Source organism: Mucilaginibacter sp. (genome assembly GCF_039935595.1).
GTDB lineage: Bacteria > Bacteroidota > Bacteroidia > Sphingobacteriales > Sphingobacteriaceae > Mucilaginibacter.
Genome location: NZ_JBDTJZ010000148.1, coordinates 1 through 16,715 on the forward strand (window position 1 = coordinate 1; position 16,715 = coordinate 16,715).

At 37.1% G+C, this 16,715-nt stretch carries 20 protein-coding genes; 17 read left to right on the forward strand and 3 right to left on the reverse strand.

Features of this window, described 5'->3' with window-relative positions; genetic code table 11:
- Positions 1-254, reverse strand: a 254-nt coding sequence (locus ABI367_RS09820) for a hypothetical protein (RefSeq protein ID WP_462258075.1), incomplete at its 3' end; no start/stop codon positions are given.
- 287 nt (positions 255-541) lie between these two features.
- Between ABI367_RS09820 and ABI367_RS09825 the strand changes: the two genes are divergently transcribed.
- The 3 genes from ABI367_RS09825 (at position 542) to ABI367_RS09835 (ending at position 2,069) form a co-directional block, all read left to right on the forward strand.
- A complete protein-coding gene (locus ABI367_RS09825) occupies positions 542-1,108 on the forward strand; it encodes a TetR/AcrR family transcriptional regulator (RefSeq protein WP_462229383.1) in 567 nt (188 codons plus the stop codon).
- A gap of 66 nt (positions 1,109-1,174) precedes the next feature.
- A complete protein-coding gene (locus ABI367_RS09830) occupies positions 1,175-1,921 on the forward strand; it encodes an SDR family oxidoreductase (RefSeq protein WP_462229385.1) in 747 nt (248 codons plus the stop codon).
- Positions 1,922-1,943: 22 nt separating this feature from the next.
- Complete coding sequence (locus ABI367_RS09835; RefSeq protein WP_462229388.1) at positions 1,944-2,069, forward strand: hypothetical protein; 126 nt, start codon at positions 1,944-1,946, stop codon at positions 2,067-2,069.
- A 139-nt stretch (positions 2,070-2,208) separates the two neighbouring features.
- Here the strand turns inward: ABI367_RS09835 and ABI367_RS09840 are convergent, their stop codons facing one another.
- Positions 2,209-2,385 (reverse strand): hypothetical protein, encoded by a 177-nt coding sequence (locus ABI367_RS09840; RefSeq protein WP_462229390.1) that lies wholly within the window; start codon positions 2,383-2,385, stop codon positions 2,209-2,211.
- A 131-nt stretch (positions 2,386-2,516) separates the two neighbouring features.
- On the opposite strand from ABI367_RS09840, the gene ABI367_RS09845 reads away from it, so the two are divergent.
- The 8 genes from ABI367_RS09845 (at position 2,517) to ABI367_RS09880 (ending at position 10,074) form a co-directional block, all read left to right on the forward strand.
- Complete coding sequence (locus tag ABI367_RS09845; RefSeq protein ID WP_462229392.1) at positions 2,517-3,194, forward strand: hypothetical protein; 678 nt, start codon at positions 2,517-2,519, stop codon at positions 3,192-3,194.
- Between the two features lie 295 nt (positions 3,195-3,489).
- Positions 3,490-3,807: a hypothetical protein gene (locus ABI367_RS09850; RefSeq protein ID WP_462229393.1), complete on the forward strand. Its 318-nt coding sequence runs from the start codon at positions 3,490-3,492 to the stop codon at positions 3,805-3,807.
- A gap of 150 nt (positions 3,808-3,957) precedes the next feature.
- The gene (locus ABI367_RS09855) at positions 3,958-4,854 is read left to right on the forward strand and encodes a hypothetical protein (RefSeq protein WP_462258076.1); all 897 of its coding nucleotides are present in this window, start codon (positions 3,958-3,960) and stop codon (positions 4,852-4,854) included.
- A 3-nt stretch (positions 4,855-4,857) separates the two neighbouring features.
- Positions 4,858-6,153, forward strand: coding sequence for a nucleotide sugar dehydrogenase (locus ABI367_RS09860; protein ID WP_462229397.1), 1,296 nt, complete (start codon positions 4,858-4,860; stop codon positions 6,151-6,153).
- Positions 6,154-6,264: 111 nt separating this feature from the next.
- Positions 6,265-7,332: an acyltransferase family protein gene (locus ABI367_RS09865; RefSeq protein WP_462229399.1), complete on the forward strand. Its 1,068-nt coding sequence runs from the start codon at positions 6,265-6,267 to the stop codon at positions 7,330-7,332.
- A 12-nt stretch (positions 7,333-7,344) separates the two neighbouring features.
- Positions 7,345-8,316, forward strand: a complete 972-nt coding sequence (locus tag ABI367_RS09870) for an SDR family oxidoreductase (RefSeq protein ID WP_462229401.1) — start codon at positions 7,345-7,347, stop codon at positions 8,314-8,316.
- A complete protein-coding gene (locus ABI367_RS09875; protein WP_462229403.1) occupies positions 8,316-9,002 on the forward strand; it encodes an FkbM family methyltransferase in 687 nt (228 codons plus the stop codon). Before ABI367_RS09870 ends, ABI367_RS09875 begins: the two co-directional genes overlap by 1 nt.
- Before the next feature lie 190 nt (positions 9,003-9,192).
- A complete protein-coding gene (locus ABI367_RS09880) occupies positions 9,193-10,074 on the forward strand; it encodes an alpha-1,2-fucosyltransferase (protein WP_462229405.1) in 882 nt (293 codons plus the stop codon).
- Here the strand turns inward: ABI367_RS09880 and ABI367_RS09885 are convergent.
- Positions 10,071-11,513, reverse strand: a complete 1,443-nt coding sequence (locus ABI367_RS09885; protein ID WP_462229407.1) for a lipopolysaccharide biosynthesis protein — start codon at positions 11,511-11,513, stop codon at positions 10,071-10,073. The genes ABI367_RS09880 and ABI367_RS09885 overlap by 4 nt on opposite strands.
- 228 nt (positions 11,514-11,741) lie before the next feature.
- Between ABI367_RS09885 and ABI367_RS09890 the strand changes: the two genes are divergently transcribed.
- The 6 genes from ABI367_RS09890 to ABI367_RS09915 all read left to right on the forward strand — a co-directional run.
- The gene (locus tag ABI367_RS09890) at positions 11,742-12,593 is read left to right on the forward strand and encodes an FkbM family methyltransferase (RefSeq protein WP_462229409.1); all 852 of its coding nucleotides are present in this window, start codon (positions 11,742-11,744) and stop codon (positions 12,591-12,593) included.
- 137 nt (positions 12,594-12,730) lie between these two features.
- Complete coding sequence (locus ABI367_RS09895; RefSeq protein WP_462229411.1) at positions 12,731-13,816, forward strand: glycosyltransferase family 4 protein; 1,086 nt, start codon at positions 12,731-12,733, stop codon at positions 13,814-13,816.
- Positions 13,797-14,579 (forward strand): class I SAM-dependent methyltransferase, encoded by a 783-nt coding sequence (locus tag ABI367_RS09900; RefSeq protein WP_462229413.1) that lies wholly within the window; start codon positions 13,797-13,799, stop codon positions 14,577-14,579. Before ABI367_RS09895 ends, ABI367_RS09900 begins: the two co-directional genes overlap by 20 nt.
- A complete protein-coding gene (locus tag ABI367_RS09905; RefSeq protein WP_462229415.1) occupies positions 14,561-15,403 on the forward strand; it encodes a glycosyltransferase in 843 nt (280 codons plus the stop codon). The genes ABI367_RS09900 and ABI367_RS09905 overlap by 19 nt, the downstream gene beginning before the upstream one ends.
- Position 15,404: 1 nt before the next feature.
- Positions 15,405-16,355 carry a class I SAM-dependent methyltransferase gene (locus ABI367_RS09910; RefSeq protein WP_462229417.1) on the forward strand — a complete coding sequence of 317 codons (951 nt, stop codon included), beginning with the start codon at positions 15,405-15,407 and terminating at the stop codon, positions 16,353-16,355.
- Positions 16,356-16,369: 14 nt separating this feature from the next.
- Positions 16,370-16,715, forward strand: a 346-nt coding sequence (locus ABI367_RS09915; protein ID WP_462229419.1) for a hypothetical protein, incomplete at its 3' end; no start/stop codon positions are given.

The window sequence follows — 16,715 nt, forward strand, 5'->3', positions numbered from 1 at the left end:
CAGGTCTGCAAGCTTCGCCGGTAGATCCCGCTATCCGCTGCATAATGATAAACACGGATAAACTGTTTCGGTGCATCGCCATCCAGCGGCACGCTGTCCACATAGTAATCTTTATTCCGGATCTCTCCGATACGTTTTTCATGGAACAGCGCACCCGAGCAGTTCATGGATCTTTCAATACGAAGTCGGGTGGAAAGGTCAGCTGGCATCAAACAAATATAAGAGAATTTCGTCTCATCAAACTGCGGTTTCACCAGTTCCTTGCCCCGGATAACCTTGCCGGCATGTTAGGGGTGTGGCATTGCTGTTATAAAATACTAATAAATTTAGCATTTTATAAATTTATCGTTATATTTGTTCATGCCGGTGTTCAATCAAACTTTGTTGGTGCTGACCGCTTTTGCGGGTTTGGCGGGGGTGTTCGGGTATTTTGGGGATAGGAGGAAGGCGCGGCTGGTCAACTATGACTTATTCATTCGTGTCTCCAATATCTACGTTTTGTTTTTTATATTTGTAGCATTTGTTACAATAAAAAGGATTTATGCCACGTGTTCAGTTATTTGATAAGGAAAAGGCATTGAAGAATGCGATGGAGTTGTTTTGGAAAAAGGGGTTTAATGGTACTTCGACCCGCGACCTGGAGAAGGCTACGGGGCTGGGTACGTCGAGTATCTATAATTCATTTGGCGGTAAAGAGGCTTTATTCTTTGAAACGCTGCAGTATTATATGGATGCTGAACAGTTGAAACTGGGTCAAAATATCAAAGATTCGCCGTCTGCCTTAAAGGCGCTTCGGGCGCTGTTGGAGTGCGTAATGGAGGAGGGTGGCTGCTTTGTGGTGAATTCCATTACGGAGCTGGCTAACGAGAATCCCCGGTTGAATGAGTTCGTCACGGCCGCAAGGGCAGGGACGATCACTATCTTAAAGGAACTGATCCAAAAGGCGCAGGCGCAAGATGAAATTCCCGCGGGGAGCGATCCGGCGCAATTGGCCGTCTACCTGCAAACGGTCATGACTGGGTTGAAGGTGTCCGGTATGGTGGCGAAGGATCCAAAGGAACTTTTAGCGGTCATTGCGCTGACTATGCAAAACCTGACAAAAAAATGATGTTGATTTATTTGTAGCAGTCGTTACAAATAATACATTTGTAGCACACGTTACAAAATAAACAGCATGAAAAAATTTGAAAACAAAAAGGTGGTCATTATTGGCGGCACCAGCTGTATTGGGCTCTCGACAGCGAAGATGCTCCTGGATGGCGGCGCGCGCGTTTTAGTGACCGGGCGGTCGCAGGCCGGCCTGGATCTGGCCCGGAAGGAGATTGGCAAGGACGCGATCGTGGTTGCGAGCGACGCGCGTTCATTGACCGATCTTGACGCCCTTGCTGTTCAGGCGAAGGCCGAGTTCGGTACCTTGGATTTCCTCTTCATCAACGCCGGGTTCAGCCTCTTCGCCCCACTCGAGCAAACGACCGAGGCGACCTTCGACGAGATGTTCAACCTGAATGCTAAGGGGCCGTTTTTCGCGGTGCAGAAACTTTCGCCGCTGATCGCGAGCGGGGGTTCCATCGTCCTGACGACCTCGACCGCAAACATCAAGGGTATACCCATGCTGGCCGCTTATGGCGGGGCCAAGGCGGCGCTGCGCAACTTCGCCCGGATGTTCGCCGCTGAGCTGCTTCCCCGCGGGATACGCGTCAACGCGGTTTCGCCCGGTCCTACCGAAACACCGATCGTCGACAAGTCGATCCCCGACAAGGACATGCAAGCCCAGCTCATCGCGCAAATGATCGCGGACATCCCGATGAAGCGCCTTGGCACGCCCGAGGAACTCGCCAAGGCCGTCCTTTTCCTCGCGTTCGACGCCACGTTTATGACCGGTGTCGAACTTCCCGTGGACGGGGGCTGGTCGCAACTGTAAAAGTCCGAAGCGTGGTTTACCAATGAACAGTAAACCACGCAACGGCAGGATCAGCAGAAGTCAGACCGCGCTAAGCGCAGAGGGTATAGCCAGTAACGAAGCCATGGCGTCGCAGCTAACCTGGCACTCAAAAACCTGGAAAAGGTGATTAGCCATGCAGGTTATGAACCAAGCCAAATACGGGGTAAAGCAGGCCACCACCGTGCTGGCAGTGAGAAGCCTCTACGAGACCACGAAAGTAGAACCCGAAGCCACGGTTGTCAAATAGGTAGTTTCAAGCGTTCCTTTTATTTCTTCTTGTCACAATGGTTCATCTCATCGAACTGCGGCTTCACCAGTTCCTTGCCCCAAATGATCTTGCCGGCTTGTTTGGGGTTGGCCTGGAACCAGGCATTGCGGTCGGCTAAGTAGCGGTCGATGGCGGTCATGCAGTCTTCGGTGGTGGGGTAGTTGCTGTTTTGCATGACCACTTTGGCCAGATCACTAAATACCGATTCGATGATGTTTAGGGATTGTGAGGAGGCAGTTCGGATGGATCAATAAATAATTGATAATCAAAGTTTTGTTGTATATTAGAATATACTAAACCGAAATCATGATTGTTACCAATGTAACCATAAAGCAACTTGTTGAATTTAGGCGCCTTTCTGATCGCGGTCGCAAGACCTTTGCTAATCGTATTCAAACACCCAATACATCAGCATCAAGCGAAGGTGGTGGTGATTATTGGATTTCCTGCCTTAGTGCTATAGGCAACACTTACAGGGGGCTAAATAACCAGTTAATTACAGACAAAATCAGTGAACTGGATAAAAAATATCAAGGGGCAAAACATAGTAACACGAAAAACATGTATAAAAGAAATCTGGAAATTCTTCAGATTTATGAGCGTTTTAATTTCGCCATATGGCAACCTGCTGGCACACTAAAATTTTTGAGTCGTCCTAAAGTTACTTTACATCTCAGAAATGTCCCGCTACAGCTACTTCCACAACACGTGTTTGCCTTCGATAATCAAGGAACCCAAATGGTTGGTGGCACTTGGTTTGTCCATTGGTTAGATGGCTTCAGTATCGGCGATTGGGGTATGTACACGGAAGCAATGTATGAATATTTAAATTTGGTTTACGGATCAGTATATCAAGTAGACCCTAATTTTTGCTTGACCGTTGATGTAGTAGGCCAAAGCGCAGTTAATTATACTCGGTTAAGTAATGGAAGCGTTCCCGCCCTGTTGAGCACTACATTAGATGAACTTAATATGCTGATTTGATAATACATAACTAGTTAGCGGAGTCCATATTATTTCTTCTTATCACAATGGTTCATCTCATCGAACTGCGGTTTGAAGGGTTCCTTGCCCCGGATGATCTTGCCGGCGTAGTTACTGTTTATTGAAAGGACAAGTAAAGGCAGGATATGATGTTTGAAGGAAGGAACCCGGATCGGTCGTTAGTCGTTAATATTGTATGTTTAGTTTTTTTAAATCATCAGTTAGGTGATTATTTTTGTATTATTGAGGTTTAAAAAGTACGTGTTATTATGTTTAAGGTTACCTCCCTGATAAAATGTATATCCATAAAAAGCTTATAATATTTATTGTACCATTCGTTTTTTTTGTTGTTTCAGGTACGCTTGCGCAAAACAGAGTTGCAAAAAGCGATACAGCCGTTACCCGTCAACAATTGATACTGAATACCAATCAGTTACCGGCTAATGCTACGCCGTCAAAAGTCAATGTCGAACCCGCCGATATCCCGGCAACGGAAAGAAAAACCCAGGTAGATAATTATAAATCCTATCGAACTGCATTGTCTTCCAATGTATTTGGTGCAGAGTTCTTCGACACGGCTTCTTTGTCTTTTGAACCTAATTTACGCCCATAACTACATTAAAAAAGTAATATGGTGGAATATAATTTGCAGGGAACAGTAAAATTTTGGTTTGCCAAAAGCATCAATATTATTCCTTATTTGGTTAAAAGATGGTACTACTTGGTTGCTGCTGCAACTTTTAGTGCTTTTATCGGGTATTTGATGTATAAACCATTAAAACCAATGTATAGTGCAAACTTTACATTCGTTTTATCAACCGAACAACGCGGTAATAATGGTTTGGCGGGGCTTGCGGCCCAATTAGGGTTTGATGCAACTACCGGAAGTACCGAAAATATATTTTCGGGCGATAATATCATTGAATTTTTTAAATCAAGAAGTCTGATTGGGGCTGCGTTAATGTCTGAGGTAGATAGTGTTTCTCATCAAACATTGCTAAATTATATCGCTAAAAACTCATACGCAAAACTTTACCAACAATTGGGGCCTTTTGGTAGCAATCCTAAAACATATAGTAAACTTCAGTTACGGTTATACCGCAATATTATTAGCTATGTAAGTCAATCATTTACTGTGTTTAAAAAAGACAAAAAACTAGTTTTTTATATAATCAGTGCAAGATCAACTAACCCCAATATGGCCTATTATATAGCGAAATATATGCTAGACGAAACATCAAATTACTTTATTACAACCAAAACAAAAGTAACCGCTACAAGCGTTGAATTATTAAAAAAGGAAGCCGACAGCTTAGGCAAAGTACTTCAAAATACTTATAGTTCATCTGCCGCTATGCTTGATCGTACCTATAATTTAAACCCATCAGTTACCGTACAGCGTTCTTCATCGCAATTTAATCAGGCTAAAGCCAATGCATTCGCTTCAGCGTACTCAGAAGTTATGCGTAATTTGGAAGTTGCAAAAATGAATTTGCAAAGGGAAACGCCATTATATCGAATTATTGATGAGCCTGAACTCCCGCTAATAGCTCCGGTGGGACAAACTTTGTTATCACATATCATTGGGGCGTCAGTTTTAGGGTTTTTCTTAATGATAGTGATAATTATTGGTGAGTATTTTTATAAAGTATTAAGATAGACAATGAACGCTCAAAATAATTTACCGGTAATTGCAATAATTGGTTTGGGATATGTTGGGCTACCCTTAGCCGTGGAATTTGGAAAAAAATACGAAGTGGTAGGTTTTGATATAAATAGGAAGCGTATTGACGAATTGGCTGCAGGGAATGATCATACCCTTGAAATCGTTACTGATGAATTAAAAAAAGTTATACGCACTGAAAAGGAAACTACCGGCATCTATTTTACCTATGATAAAAGCAGTTTAAGGTCCTGTAATATATTTATAGTTACCGTACCCACGCCTGTTGACAGGTATAATAATCCTGACCTTACGCCCTTAATTAACGCCACCGAAACGGTAGCCAAAGCGCTAAAACCAGGGGCTATGGTAATATATGAATCTACCGTATACCCAGGTTGTACCGAAGATGATTGCGTGCCCGTATTAGAAAAACATTCCGGATTAAAGTTTAATATAGATTTTTATTGCGGCTACTCTCCTGAAAGAATAAACCCCGGTGATAAACAACGTACGCTAACCAATATAAAAAAAGTAACTTCAGGGTCCACCTTCCAGGCAGCACAAACAATTAATGAACTATATAAATCTATAATTCCTGCCGGTACACATCTGGCATCATCCATAAAAGTTGCCGAAGCCGCCAAAATAATTGAAAACGCACAGCGCGACATTAACATAGCGTTTGTCAACGAATTATCTAAAATATTTAGCTTGCTGGATATAGATACCAGCGAAGTTTTGGAAGCTGCTTCAACCAAATGGAATTTTTTACCATTTAAACCCGGTTTGGTTGGGGGGCATTGTATTGGTGTCGACCCATACTACCTGGCTCAAAAAGCGACATCTGCTGGTTATTACCCCGAAATCATACTGTCCGGTCGCCGCATTAATGATAGCATGGGGGCCTATGTTGCAGATACGGTGGTTAAGCTGATGTTAAAGAAACAAATTAATATATGGCATGCCGAAGTGCTTATTATGGGCATAACTTTTAAAGAAAATTGCCCTGACGTACGAAATACTAAAGTTGTTGATATTGTAAAGGAGCTGCAATCATACAAAGCCAATATTACTGTTTACGATCCCTGGGCAAATTGTAACGAGGTACGGTTTGAATATGAAATAAATTGTTTGGATACTTTACCACAATCAAAAACGTATCAGGCTATTATTATAGCTGTTGGGCATCATCAATTTAAAGGTATTGATTATAGGGCTTTGTTAAGTGAACCGGGGGTACTTTACGATGTAAAGGGTATACTTGACCCCGCTAGAATTGATGGCAGGCTTTAATGGGTAACCTCATTAATATTTATTTTTTCCGGAATAGCCGGTGAGCGTTATTTTTCCATATTCGAAAAAAGGCATTAAAAGCCGGTAAATCACCTTGCATGATAGCCATTTATGACGTTAAAAGTTATTGAAGTGCTTCAGGATGATAAAAGGATATCTAGTATAGACCTATTTAGGGGTATAGCTATTTGTTCAGTCGTCATTTTTCATTTTGGTTATTTCAGTTATGGATACCTGGGGGTTGATTTGTTTTTTGTTATTTCTGGCCTCTTAATTGGAGGGTTATTGCTAAAGGAATTTGAGACAAATGACAGAATTAATTTTTTTAAATTTTTTTTATCAAGAGGATTTAAAATATGGCCGTCCTATTATTTTTTTTTAATAGTAGGCAATCTGATATGTCCGCTGCTTTACAGCAATACACATAGCGACCAAATAATTCGATTGTGGGATATCAAGAGATATGTATTTTTTTATCAAAACTATACCGGCCCTCCCTTTCATTATAGTTTTGATATAGTTTGGTCATTATGTGTTGAAGAGCATTTTTATATTTTACTTCCCTTAATGTTCCTTTTTGTTCAATCGGTCTTTAGGAAAACGAATCAAAGAACATGGCTATTAATATTTATAATCATCGTTATCATCATGGGAACGGTGTTTAAGTTTTTATCCCTGTATTTCACGCAGAGTAAGGATACATTTTCCGGTACTCATAATAGGATTGATGCATTGGGTTGGGGAGTGCTTTTGAGTTTCATCTTAAAATATTATAACGCTGTCATAAAAGGACTAAAAAACACTTATGCCTATTCCATAATCGGATGTGTATGCATTGTTATTTTGGTGGTGTTAAATATTACCTCCCAAAATCCAATTTATACTAAAATTCTGTTTCACGCTTTAATCCCAATAGCCTTAGTTATGGTTATATTTGGGGTGTATTATTATGACTTTTCAAAATATAAGCCTATCAGGATAATTGCCTATTACAGCTATAATTGGTATTTGTGGCACTGTATATTTTGTTATTTTATATACGATAGTATAGGAAAAAATTTTTCAGGATTAATTGTTTACTTAGTAATAACATTTATTATCGCCGTGCTTTTTACCACTGTAATTGAAGAAAAGGCATTAGCTGTTCGGCCCGTTGTTTTGCGACGGTTTTTTAATTAAAATAATCTATTCATGTATAAAAATCATTATCACAATCAGGATATTACCGGTTTAAAATTTTTAATTACAGGCGGAGCAGGGTTTATTGGCTCAAACCTGGTTGAGTATTTGTTAAAATATAATGCCGGAAAAGTAAGGGTACTTGATAATTTTTCTACAGGGTTTCACCAAAACATCGATGAGTTTAAAAACAACCCCTCTTTTGAATTAATGGAAGGGGATATACGTGATTATGAAGTTTGTAAAAGAGCGGTTGCCGGGATGGATTATGTCAGTCATCAGGCAGCTTTAGGTTCAGTTCCGCGGTCTATAAACGATCCTATGGCAACCCACGAAGTAAACATTAGCGGTTTTTTGAATATGCTTTGTGCTGTAAAGGATAACGGCCGTATAAAGCGGTTTATTTACGCGGCGTCTTCCTCTGCCTATGGCGACAGTAAGGAGCTACCTAAAGTTGAAGAAAGGATAGGGAAGCCGTTATCCCCATATGCCGTAACAAAATATGTAAATGAATTATATGCTGATGTGTTTTATAAAACGTATGGTATTGAAACCATAGGCTTAAGATACTTTAATGTGTTTGGGCCTAAGCAAAGCGCTGAGGGCGCTTATGCAGCCGTCATCCCTCTTTTTATTAAAGCTAGTAAAGAAAATAAACCAGCCAATATTAATGGAGATGGTGAACAAACAAGGGACTTTACCTTTATAGAGAATGTTATACAAGTTAATATTAAAGCGTTATTTGCAGAACCTTTTAATGCTAACCCGGTATATAATGTCGCGTGCGGCGAAGCCATTTCATTAAATAGCTTATGGGCGATAATTAATCAAATATCCGGAACGAATATAGCGCCAGTATACAAGCCGTCAAGAGTAGGTGATGTCAGAGACAGTTTAGCAGATATATCAAAAGCAATATCAGCACTAAACTACAGGCCGTTAATAAAATTGTATGAAGGTTTGGAAATGACGATAAAACAATAATGAAACTTACCGGTAGAATAATATTTAAATTATTCAGCTATAGGCCAACTTATTCTCAATGCGGGGAAGATGTAATTATTGGCCACCTATTAAGAATGTTTAAAAAGGATAAAATAAGTTATCTGGATATCGGTACCAATCACCCTAAAATATTCAATAACACTTACCTTTTTTATATCAATGGAGGCACCGGTATATGTGTTGAACCCAACCCCGTATTATGTAAAAAAATAGCGTCACAGCGACGGCGGGATACTTGCTTGAACGTAGGCATAAGCACCCTTACCTCAGCGTCGATGGATTTTTATAGGATGGATGTTGATACGCTTAGCACTTTCTCCAAAGGTGATGCTGAAAAATTACAAAATAGTGGTAACTATAAAATTATGGATACCATAAAAGTGCCGGTAATTAATATTAACGAGTTAATGCGTAATCACTTTGAAACAGCTCCGGATCTGGTATCAATAGATGTTGAAGATTGGAATGAGGACATTGTAAAATCAATTGATTTTACAATACGACCATTGATTTTTTGTGTTGAAACGCTGGCGTTTGGAAATACCAGCCTGGGTAAAAAGATTGATTCCATTAAACAGCATTTTGTTGACAACGGTTATATTATTTATGCAGATACTTTTATAAATACGATTTTTATAGACAAAAAAATGAGTAACGATATATGAGAACAGTATTGATAACCGGCTCCGCAGGATTAATTGGTGCTGAATCGGTTATTTTTTTTCATAAAAAGGGTTTTCGTATTGTTGGTATAGATAATAATAGGCAATCATGTTTTTTTGGCCCTAATGTAACCACCGAGGGTATGATATTAAAAAATAAATTTACTTCCAATACTGAAATAATTAGCAAAATATGATTGTTGTGAAATTAATGGGTGGTTTAGGGAACCAAATGTTTCAATATGCTTTCGGAAAATATCTCGCTCATAAACATCAAACTGATTTAAAACTTGATATCTCATTTTTACACAATCGCAAGGTCAAAACAAAAAATCATGTATATCGCAACTATGATCTTGATATTTTTGAACTGACGCCCCAATTTGCTTCTGCAAAGGAGGTTGATAAATTGACTACCTATTTTAGTAACCGATATCTTCACTTTGTAGCTAAGAAGCTAATGGGAAATACTAAAGCTCATGTTTATGAAGTAGATATGAGCTTTATGCCGATGGCATTTAATAGCCCAGATAACGTATATCTTGAAGGCTATTGGCAATCTGAAAAGTATTTTAAACCCGTATTTGAAATTTTAAAAAATGATTTTATGATTAAAGGCGATATGCCTGATGACGTAAAATTTTTAAGTGAGAAAATACTTTCCTCCCAAGCGGTATGTATAAACGTCAGACGTGGCGATTTTTTAGTGAATTCAACACACGGAGTCTGCAGTCCTGAATATTATTATAAAGCAGAGCAGGAAATATTATCTAATTACCCGGATGCAACTTTTTTTGTTTTCTCAGACGATATCGCGTGGTGTATTGAGAATTTAAAATTTTCTGTTTCAACAAATTTTGTACAACACTCCTATGCCGGTAATAAGTTTAAGTGGGATTTTTACTTAATGACACAAAGCAAGCATTTTATAATTGCTAACAGTAGTTTTGGATGGTGGGGAGCATACCTTGCCAAACATGCAGATAAAATGGTTATAGCACCTGGTAAGTGGGTGCAAAATGATAGGCTGTATAATGCTGATATTTATCCTGAAAATTGGATAACCATTATTTAGACCTGCCTGTATTTTTTTAATACCAAACTTAGTATAGTTTGTATTTTACTGTAATTTAACGCTGATACCCCTGTTAATACAATAATAAACTGTATTATAGAAGCAATTTTAAAGGTGATATACCCCATTAGGCATATGGTCAAAAAAAAGAGCGCTAAAACAATAAAAAACAATACCGGCGACAAAAATTTCCAACCAGGCTTAACGGAAAAGTATTTTTCTGCGTAATATATACTCGATAAAGACATGACAATTTTAGTTATTACAGTTGCCAATACGGCCCCCCATATATCTAATACCGGTATTAATATTATGTTACACATAATATTAATTGGTAAAATTAACATACTTTGGTAAACGAAGTATTTGGATTTTTGAATATAAATTACTTGCAAATTGAAAAGGTAGGAAATACTGGCAAAAAAATACCCTATAATCATTACAGAGAGATAAGGCGTTGCTTCTAAATATACCTCCTTTTTAATAAGGAGATCTAAGTTAGATCCTAATAATAACAGGCCTGAACCAAAGCAAACGGTAATGGTGATAAAGATGCCATAAAGTAGTGCTGTTTTTTTGAGATTTTTCTCTAAATAAAAATCAAAAATAAACGGTTGCAAAGCTGCACCTAACGCCAGGTAAATCATTTCAATCAATGAACTTAGGGTTAGTAAAATACTATAAATGCCTAATGATCTTAAGTTAACAAAACGCTCAATTATGAATCTATCGCCATAAGTAGTTATCCATCCTAAAAATGATGCGGGTATTAACGGGATTGAAAACCTTAAGGAAGGTAATATATACTTTTTGAAGTTAAGCCTGAAGCTTAGGTATCTAAAATGAAAACAAAAAACTATTACAACTGATAGTATGGCGGTTATACAACGTGCAGACCATGCGCCATTAACGCCGGTTTTCAATATGTTTATAAAATAGTATTGTAAAAATGTATTAATTATAAAAAGTGCCGCCGAAATAACAGCATATATGTTGCTTTTTTTTTCATATTTAAGAAAAAACAAGTACCCGGTTGATACATTGGTTATAAGCCCATAAAAAACACATAGAAGTCCCGCCGGATAGAAATTTATCGGCGATTTAAAGATTACTTTAAAAATTGCGTTTCCAAAAATAAAAGATAGCAACAAAATGGGTGCACTAAAATAGAGTGTAAAACTCAATACATTCGCTATATACTTATTAAGCACTTTTGCATCACCTTTATACGATGTATAAAATGCCATAATAGCATGAATTATACTAAGGCCGCTTAGTATGGTAAAAAAACTAGATAAATTATTTAGTATGGAAAAAGTAGCATATTCTTGTATCGTAAAATTGCTGGTGTAAACCGGTAAAAGTATAAGATTTGATAAAGGTTGTAAAACTCCTAATAACGTATATGATATTGTGGCAATAAAAATTTGCTTTTTCATTTATAAGATAAACAGCCCTGAATATTGATACAGCAAGCTAAAGGTATAACAATATATTGAGTTCAATAAAATTGTTAGTAGTAAACATTTTTTATAAATATTAACGTAATATTGTCGCAATAACCTCCGTGAAATGTGTTGGAATTAATAACACATTTGCTTTGTTGCTTTAATGTTGAACTATTGTAGCATTATTTAATCGTACTATTCTTAAAGAACTGGAATTGAATGAACTATCTCAATATTATAAGAAGTATTTTCAAATACCAACCCTTTGAAAAATTTCTATATTGTTTTGTTGAAAATGCTAAGGTGGATGAACTTAAGTATAAATTAGTTCCAATGCCTCATTTGTATAAAAGCAGTGATTTTCGGCTTGTCACTCGAAATGGTGTGAAACTGAAGCTGTGGATAAATGACCTCGTTGATTGGTTCACTTTTTGGGGTTTTTACGACGCGAGCATAAGTTTTCTGTTGCAGCACATAGACGAAGGTTTTACTATCATTGACATAGGCACCAATAAAGGAATCGTTGCCTTAAACATGGGAAAAAAAGCAGGAAAAAAAGGGAGGGTGATTGGCTTTGAACCTAATAAGATTGCATACAATTGTTGTTTGGAGAATATTCAATTAAATAACTTTGGAAATATTGAAATATTGAACAATGCTCTTGGAGATAAAAAAGAACAACTTTTTTTGAGTGAGCCTGATTTAAATAACAGTGGAGGAAATTTCGTAACAACAACTCAAAACAGCAATACAGTTGACGTGTTGGTGCTTGACAGCGTTGTTGAAAGTAAGTCGTTACCCAAAATCGATTTAATAAAAATAGATGTAGAAGGTTTTGAATTAAATGTTTTAAAAGGCGGTTTTAACACTATTGAAAAATATAAGCCGGCGTTGTTTGTTGAATTGGTAAATAGTAACTTATTGCGTAATCAAACATCTGCAAAAGAATTAGTCGAATTATTAATAAAATTAGGATACCGTGTAACGAATAGTATCAGTGGCCATGCAATTAATGGCGATACAGATTTTAGCGAAGCAAGTTATGACATCTATTGTCAACCAATTAAATGAAATGAAAGTATTTTAGATAAGGACTACACTTTTAATCGGATTGCTGTGGTAACCTATAAAAGTCCTGTAATTACTGCCTCAGCCAGAATGGTTTCAGAAGCGTTTTTCTTTATGATAAAAGAGTTCAATTAATATAAATGAAAATACTTTTTGTATTCGAACAAATTGAGACTTCCAGATACTACGCTGCGCTTTTTTATTGGCTGGTTAACATTAAACACGTGGATATTTATGTGTACAATATTAGCAATGACCGTGAATTTAAACATCAAATTGGTCCCATTATCGGATCAGCAAATTACTTTCAGTTACCAGCCGGAATAAAATATATAAATTCAATAACTGAAATACCAAAATGTATTGATCTTATAAAGCCGGATATCATACACGCGAACATGTTTCACTGTGCCTTTTATACAACAATTGCGTTGTGGTATTCTGGATCATCTATTCCGTTAATTTATCATAAACATAGCATTGAAGCTAAAACATTGACAGAAAAATTCATGGAAAGTATAATTGTAAAAAAGGCCCAAAAAATTATTTTTGTTTCAAATGCGGCTTTTAACTATGGCTGTTTAAAATGGCGCAAAAGTGAAGAGAAGTTTGTTGTTATACTTAACGGCATAACTATTAACGATAGTGATAAAAATACAGGTACGGATTTGCCCGATAAATACATTTTATTATTAGGCCGCCTCCGTCCCGAAAAAGGACACTTAATAGCTATTGAAGCTTTTAAAAATGTATTGGAAAAATTTCCAACTGCAAAATTGGTTTTTGCAGGTGAGGGCCCTCAGAGAGCAGTTTTAATAAATAAAATTAAAAGCGAACATTTAGAAGATGCCATTTTGTTGACCGGACATATTGAAAATGTAGCGCAATTAATCAAAAACTCATTATTCATGATTGTACCTTCAGAAAATGAACCATTTGGTTTGGTAGCTATTGAAGGGCTGGCTTTGAAAAAATTGGTAATTGCTTCAAAAACAGGCGGATTGCAAGAAATTATTGAAAATGAAAAATCGGGGGTTTTACTTGATAGTAAACAACCGGCGGACTGGAGTAATGTCATAAACTACTATTTATCAAATCCTCAAAAAGCCAATGCATTGGCAATAGCAGGGTACGAACATTATAGCCATCATTTCACAAACGAAATTATGGCAAAAAAATATTTTAATTTATATCAAGAGGTTTTAAATGAGTGTAGAAAGAGTTGATATTGATGTGGCCGGTTCTCCCTGGCATGAAGAACATCTGTCAAGATATTATTTTATAAAAGACCGGGTAAAAGACAAAGTTATATTGGATATTGCCTGTGGTACAGGTTTTGGAACTGAACTTTTAATAAACAACAACGCTTCATTTGTATATGCAGCTGATGTTGCCGATGAAGCTATTGAAATATGTAATGCCAGGTTAAAAAAAATAAATGCCGGTAATTTTATTTGCCATAAGCAGGACGGCACTCAAATGAGTTATGCAGATCATACGTTTGATATGGTGGTGTCTTTTGAAACTATTGAACATATTAAAGAGTATAACTCGTTTTTAAAAGAAATTAGCCGGGTTTTAAAGCCTGGAGGGCTGCTGGTACTTTCAACACCCAACGCCTTAGTCACTAAACCAATTAATGGCGTTCCGCAAAACCCGTTTCACGTGCATGAATTCGGACCTAACGAACTAAATCAACTTTTATCAAAGTTTTTTAAAATTGAGCTTGCTGCCGGCCAGCATGTGATAAGTAAATATGGCGTGGTACCCTATCTGCCATCATTTAATAGGGACGCATTAACATTTAAACAAAATATAAATTTTTTATATTGGCGTTTTGCTTTACGTTTACCGACCTTTATCAGTAACCTAACGCATAAAATTTTTTTTTCTTACCCGTTTTACCCTGCTGTGGATCAGTACACATTTTTAACCGGGAATATAAATACCGCGCACGTACAATATTATATATGCAAGAAAACAGGTTAAATAATTTGGTATCAGTAATAATACCCTGTTATAATGCCGCTGCTTATTTACCAGATGCCATTTATAGTGTTTTAACGCAAACCTATAAAGCCATTGAAATCATTGTTGTAAATGATGGCAGTAATGATAACTCGGCAGATGTAATTAAAACCTTTGGCGATAAAGTAATTGCTATTAATCAAGCCAACCAGGGGGTTTCAAAAGCCCGAAATACCGGTTATGCGTGTGCAAGCGGAAAATATATTTGTTTTCTGGATGCCGATGACTGGTTCTATCCCAGCAACATCCAGCTCAAGGTAGATTATTTAATAAATAATCCGCAAACGGGTTTAGTGCATAGTATTGTTGATGTAACTGATGCCGAATTAAATTCAACAGGTAAATACTTACGGGGGAAAAAGGGTAAGAACCTGGTCCCTGCTTTACTTAATTTAGAACTTCCTATTCCATGTCCCTCGAATGTTTTAATACGCAGAGAGGTGCTGGAAACTGTTGGATTATTTGATGAAAATTTAAGCACCTCGGCCGATTTTGAACTTTGGGTGCGTGCTTGCGATCAATTCGAAACCGGCATGATAGCAGAGACAGGGATAAAATACCGCATTCATGCCAGCAGTATGTTCACCAATAAAACTTGGTATAAAAATGATGTAAATTACATTTTTGAAAAACACGCCGCGGGATCAATCTACAATTGGAACAAATTCGCCTACAAAAATAATTTTTCATTAACGCTCAACGCTATCAGGCAAAAAAGCATAATTTCAACTATTTATTATTTTTACAATTACTTAATTTTTTTGATTAAATCCTCAATCGGTTGATATGGATATTGTGCCTCAGTTTTTTAACAGAACATTAAATAAAGAATTCCTGAATTTAGACAATACACTGGTGTGCGATCATATCAAGGTCGAGATAATTAATGGTATCCCCAGATTTGTAAATAGCAAAACATACGCATCCCTTTTTGGTGATCAATGGAAACAATACAAAAAAACTCAGCTTGACTCTTACAGTGGTGTACCCATATCTGGCAACAGGCTTAACCGGTTATTAGGAGATTTAGAAAATGATTTGAATGGCAGGTATGTTTTAGAAGCAGGCTGTGGTGCCGGCCGTTTTACCGAAGTGTTATTAAACAAGGGAGCTGTTTTAGTTTCGAGCGACATAAGCACTGCCGTTGAAGTTAATCTGGAAAACTTTCCGTTATCAGACAGGCGTTTAGTGATTCAGGCAGATATTAACGATATGCCTTTTAAAAATGAAACGTTTGACGTGGTCATAGGCATTGGTGTTATACAACATACGCCAAACCCTGAACAAACCATCAGGGATTTATTTGATCTGGTCAAAAAAGGGGGTACCCTGATCATCGATCATTATACTTTTAAATTATCATACTATTTAAGGCTATTCCCGCTATACAGAATAATTCTTAAAAAGCTTCCTTCAGAAGTGACAATTAAAAAGACAAAAAAAATGGTAAAAATATTTTTGCCCTTACACAAAAAAGTTGCGGGTATGAAAGCGCTTAGTGTATTATTAAACCGTGTATCGCCGGTTATTAGTTATTACGACGCTTTTCCGCAACTAAATGATAAAATGCAGGAAGAATGGGCAATGTTAGACACGCATGATGCGCTTACAGATTGGTATAAAAATTTTCGTAGCAAACGACAAATAGTGGCCACTTTAAAAGAAATTGGCGGGCAAAATATATGGTGCCAATACGGGGGCAATGGGGTTGAAGCGCGTTGCACCAAAATTTACTAAGTATATTTACAAAAATGAAAATCTTACACGTGCTTTATTCGGGTTTAGGCGGACATGGAAATGTATTTTTTTCATTAATAGATGCCGACAAGGCCAAAGAGTTTAAATATGAAGCATTGTTTTATGGAATAGAAAATGTAAGGGATGAATACCTTGATAAGTGCCTTGCAAAAAATGTTACTTGGTACTTTTCAAAAAAAAATTATAAAGTTGATCCTATCTATTACATAAATATATTCAGAAGTATTTATCAATCTAACCCCGACGTTATTTTTTTGCATGGCAGTGGTTATATTGTTCAAACCATGATATTTAAGATTTTTTTTGGACGAAAATGTAAAATCGTGGTCAGAGAAACGC

What these genes read in the sequence shown, in the direction of transcription:
- ABI367_RS09880 (WP_462229405.1), top strand. Translation starts at nt 9,193, where the DNA reads ATGATTGTTGTGAAATTAATGGGTGGTTTAGGGAACCAAATGTTTCAA.
- ABI367_RS09860 (WP_462229397.1), top strand. Translation starts at nt 4,858, where the DNA reads ATGAACGCTCAAAATAATTTACCGGTAATTGCAATAATTGGTTTGGGA.
- ABI367_RS09865 (WP_462229399.1), top strand. Translation starts at nt 6,265, where the DNA reads ATGACGTTAAAAGTTATTGAAGTGCTTCAGGATGATAAAAGGATATCT.
- ABI367_RS09870 (WP_462229401.1), top strand. Translation starts at nt 7,345, where the DNA reads ATGTATAAAAATCATTATCACAATCAGGATATTACCGGTTTAAAATTT.
- ABI367_RS09845 (WP_462229392.1), top strand. Translation starts at nt 2,517, where the DNA reads ATGATTGTTACCAATGTAACCATAAAGCAACTTGTTGAATTTAGGCGC.
- ABI367_RS09825 (WP_462229383.1), top strand. Translation starts at nt 542, where the DNA reads ATGCCACGTGTTCAGTTATTTGATAAGGAAAAGGCATTGAAGAATGCG.
- ABI367_RS09900 (WP_462229413.1), top strand. Translation starts at nt 13,797, where the DNA reads ATGAGTGTAGAAAGAGTTGATATTGATGTGGCCGGTTCTCCCTGGCAT.
- ABI367_RS09910 (WP_462229417.1), top strand. Translation starts at nt 15,405, where the DNA reads ATGGATATTGTGCCTCAGTTTTTTAACAGAACATTAAATAAAGAATTC.
- ABI367_RS09830 (WP_462229385.1), top strand. Translation starts at nt 1,175, where the DNA reads ATGAAAAAATTTGAAAACAAAAAGGTGGTCATTATTGGCGGCACCAGC.
- ABI367_RS09840 (WP_462229390.1), bottom strand. Translation starts at nt 2,385, where the DNA reads ATGCAAAACAGCAACTACCCCACCACCGAAGACTGCATGACCGCCATC.
- ABI367_RS09895 (WP_462229411.1), top strand. Translation starts at nt 12,731, where the DNA reads ATGAAAATACTTTTTGTATTCGAACAAATTGAGACTTCCAGATACTAC.
- ABI367_RS09875 (WP_462229403.1), top strand. Translation starts at nt 8,316, where the DNA reads ATGAAACTTACCGGTAGAATAATATTTAAATTATTCAGCTATAGGCCA.
- ABI367_RS09850 (WP_462229393.1), top strand. Translation starts at nt 3,490, where the DNA reads ATGTATATCCATAAAAAGCTTATAATATTTATTGTACCATTCGTTTTT.
- ABI367_RS09855 (WP_462258076.1), top strand. Translation starts at nt 3,958, where the DNA reads ATGTATAAACCATTAAAACCAATGTATAGTGCAAACTTTACATTCGTT.
- ABI367_RS09890 (WP_462229409.1), top strand. Translation starts at nt 11,742, where the DNA reads ATGAACTATCTCAATATTATAAGAAGTATTTTCAAATACCAACCCTTT.
- ABI367_RS09885 (WP_462229407.1), bottom strand. Translation starts at nt 11,513, where the DNA reads ATGAAAAAGCAAATTTTTATTGCCACAATATCATATACGTTATTAGGA.
- ABI367_RS09905 (WP_462229415.1), top strand. Translation starts at nt 14,561, where the DNA reads ATGCAAGAAAACAGGTTAAATAATTTGGTATCAGTAATAATACCCTGT.
- ABI367_RS09835 (WP_462229388.1), top strand. Translation starts at nt 1,944, where the DNA reads ATGAACAGTAAACCACGCAACGGCAGGATCAGCAGAAGTCAGACCGCG.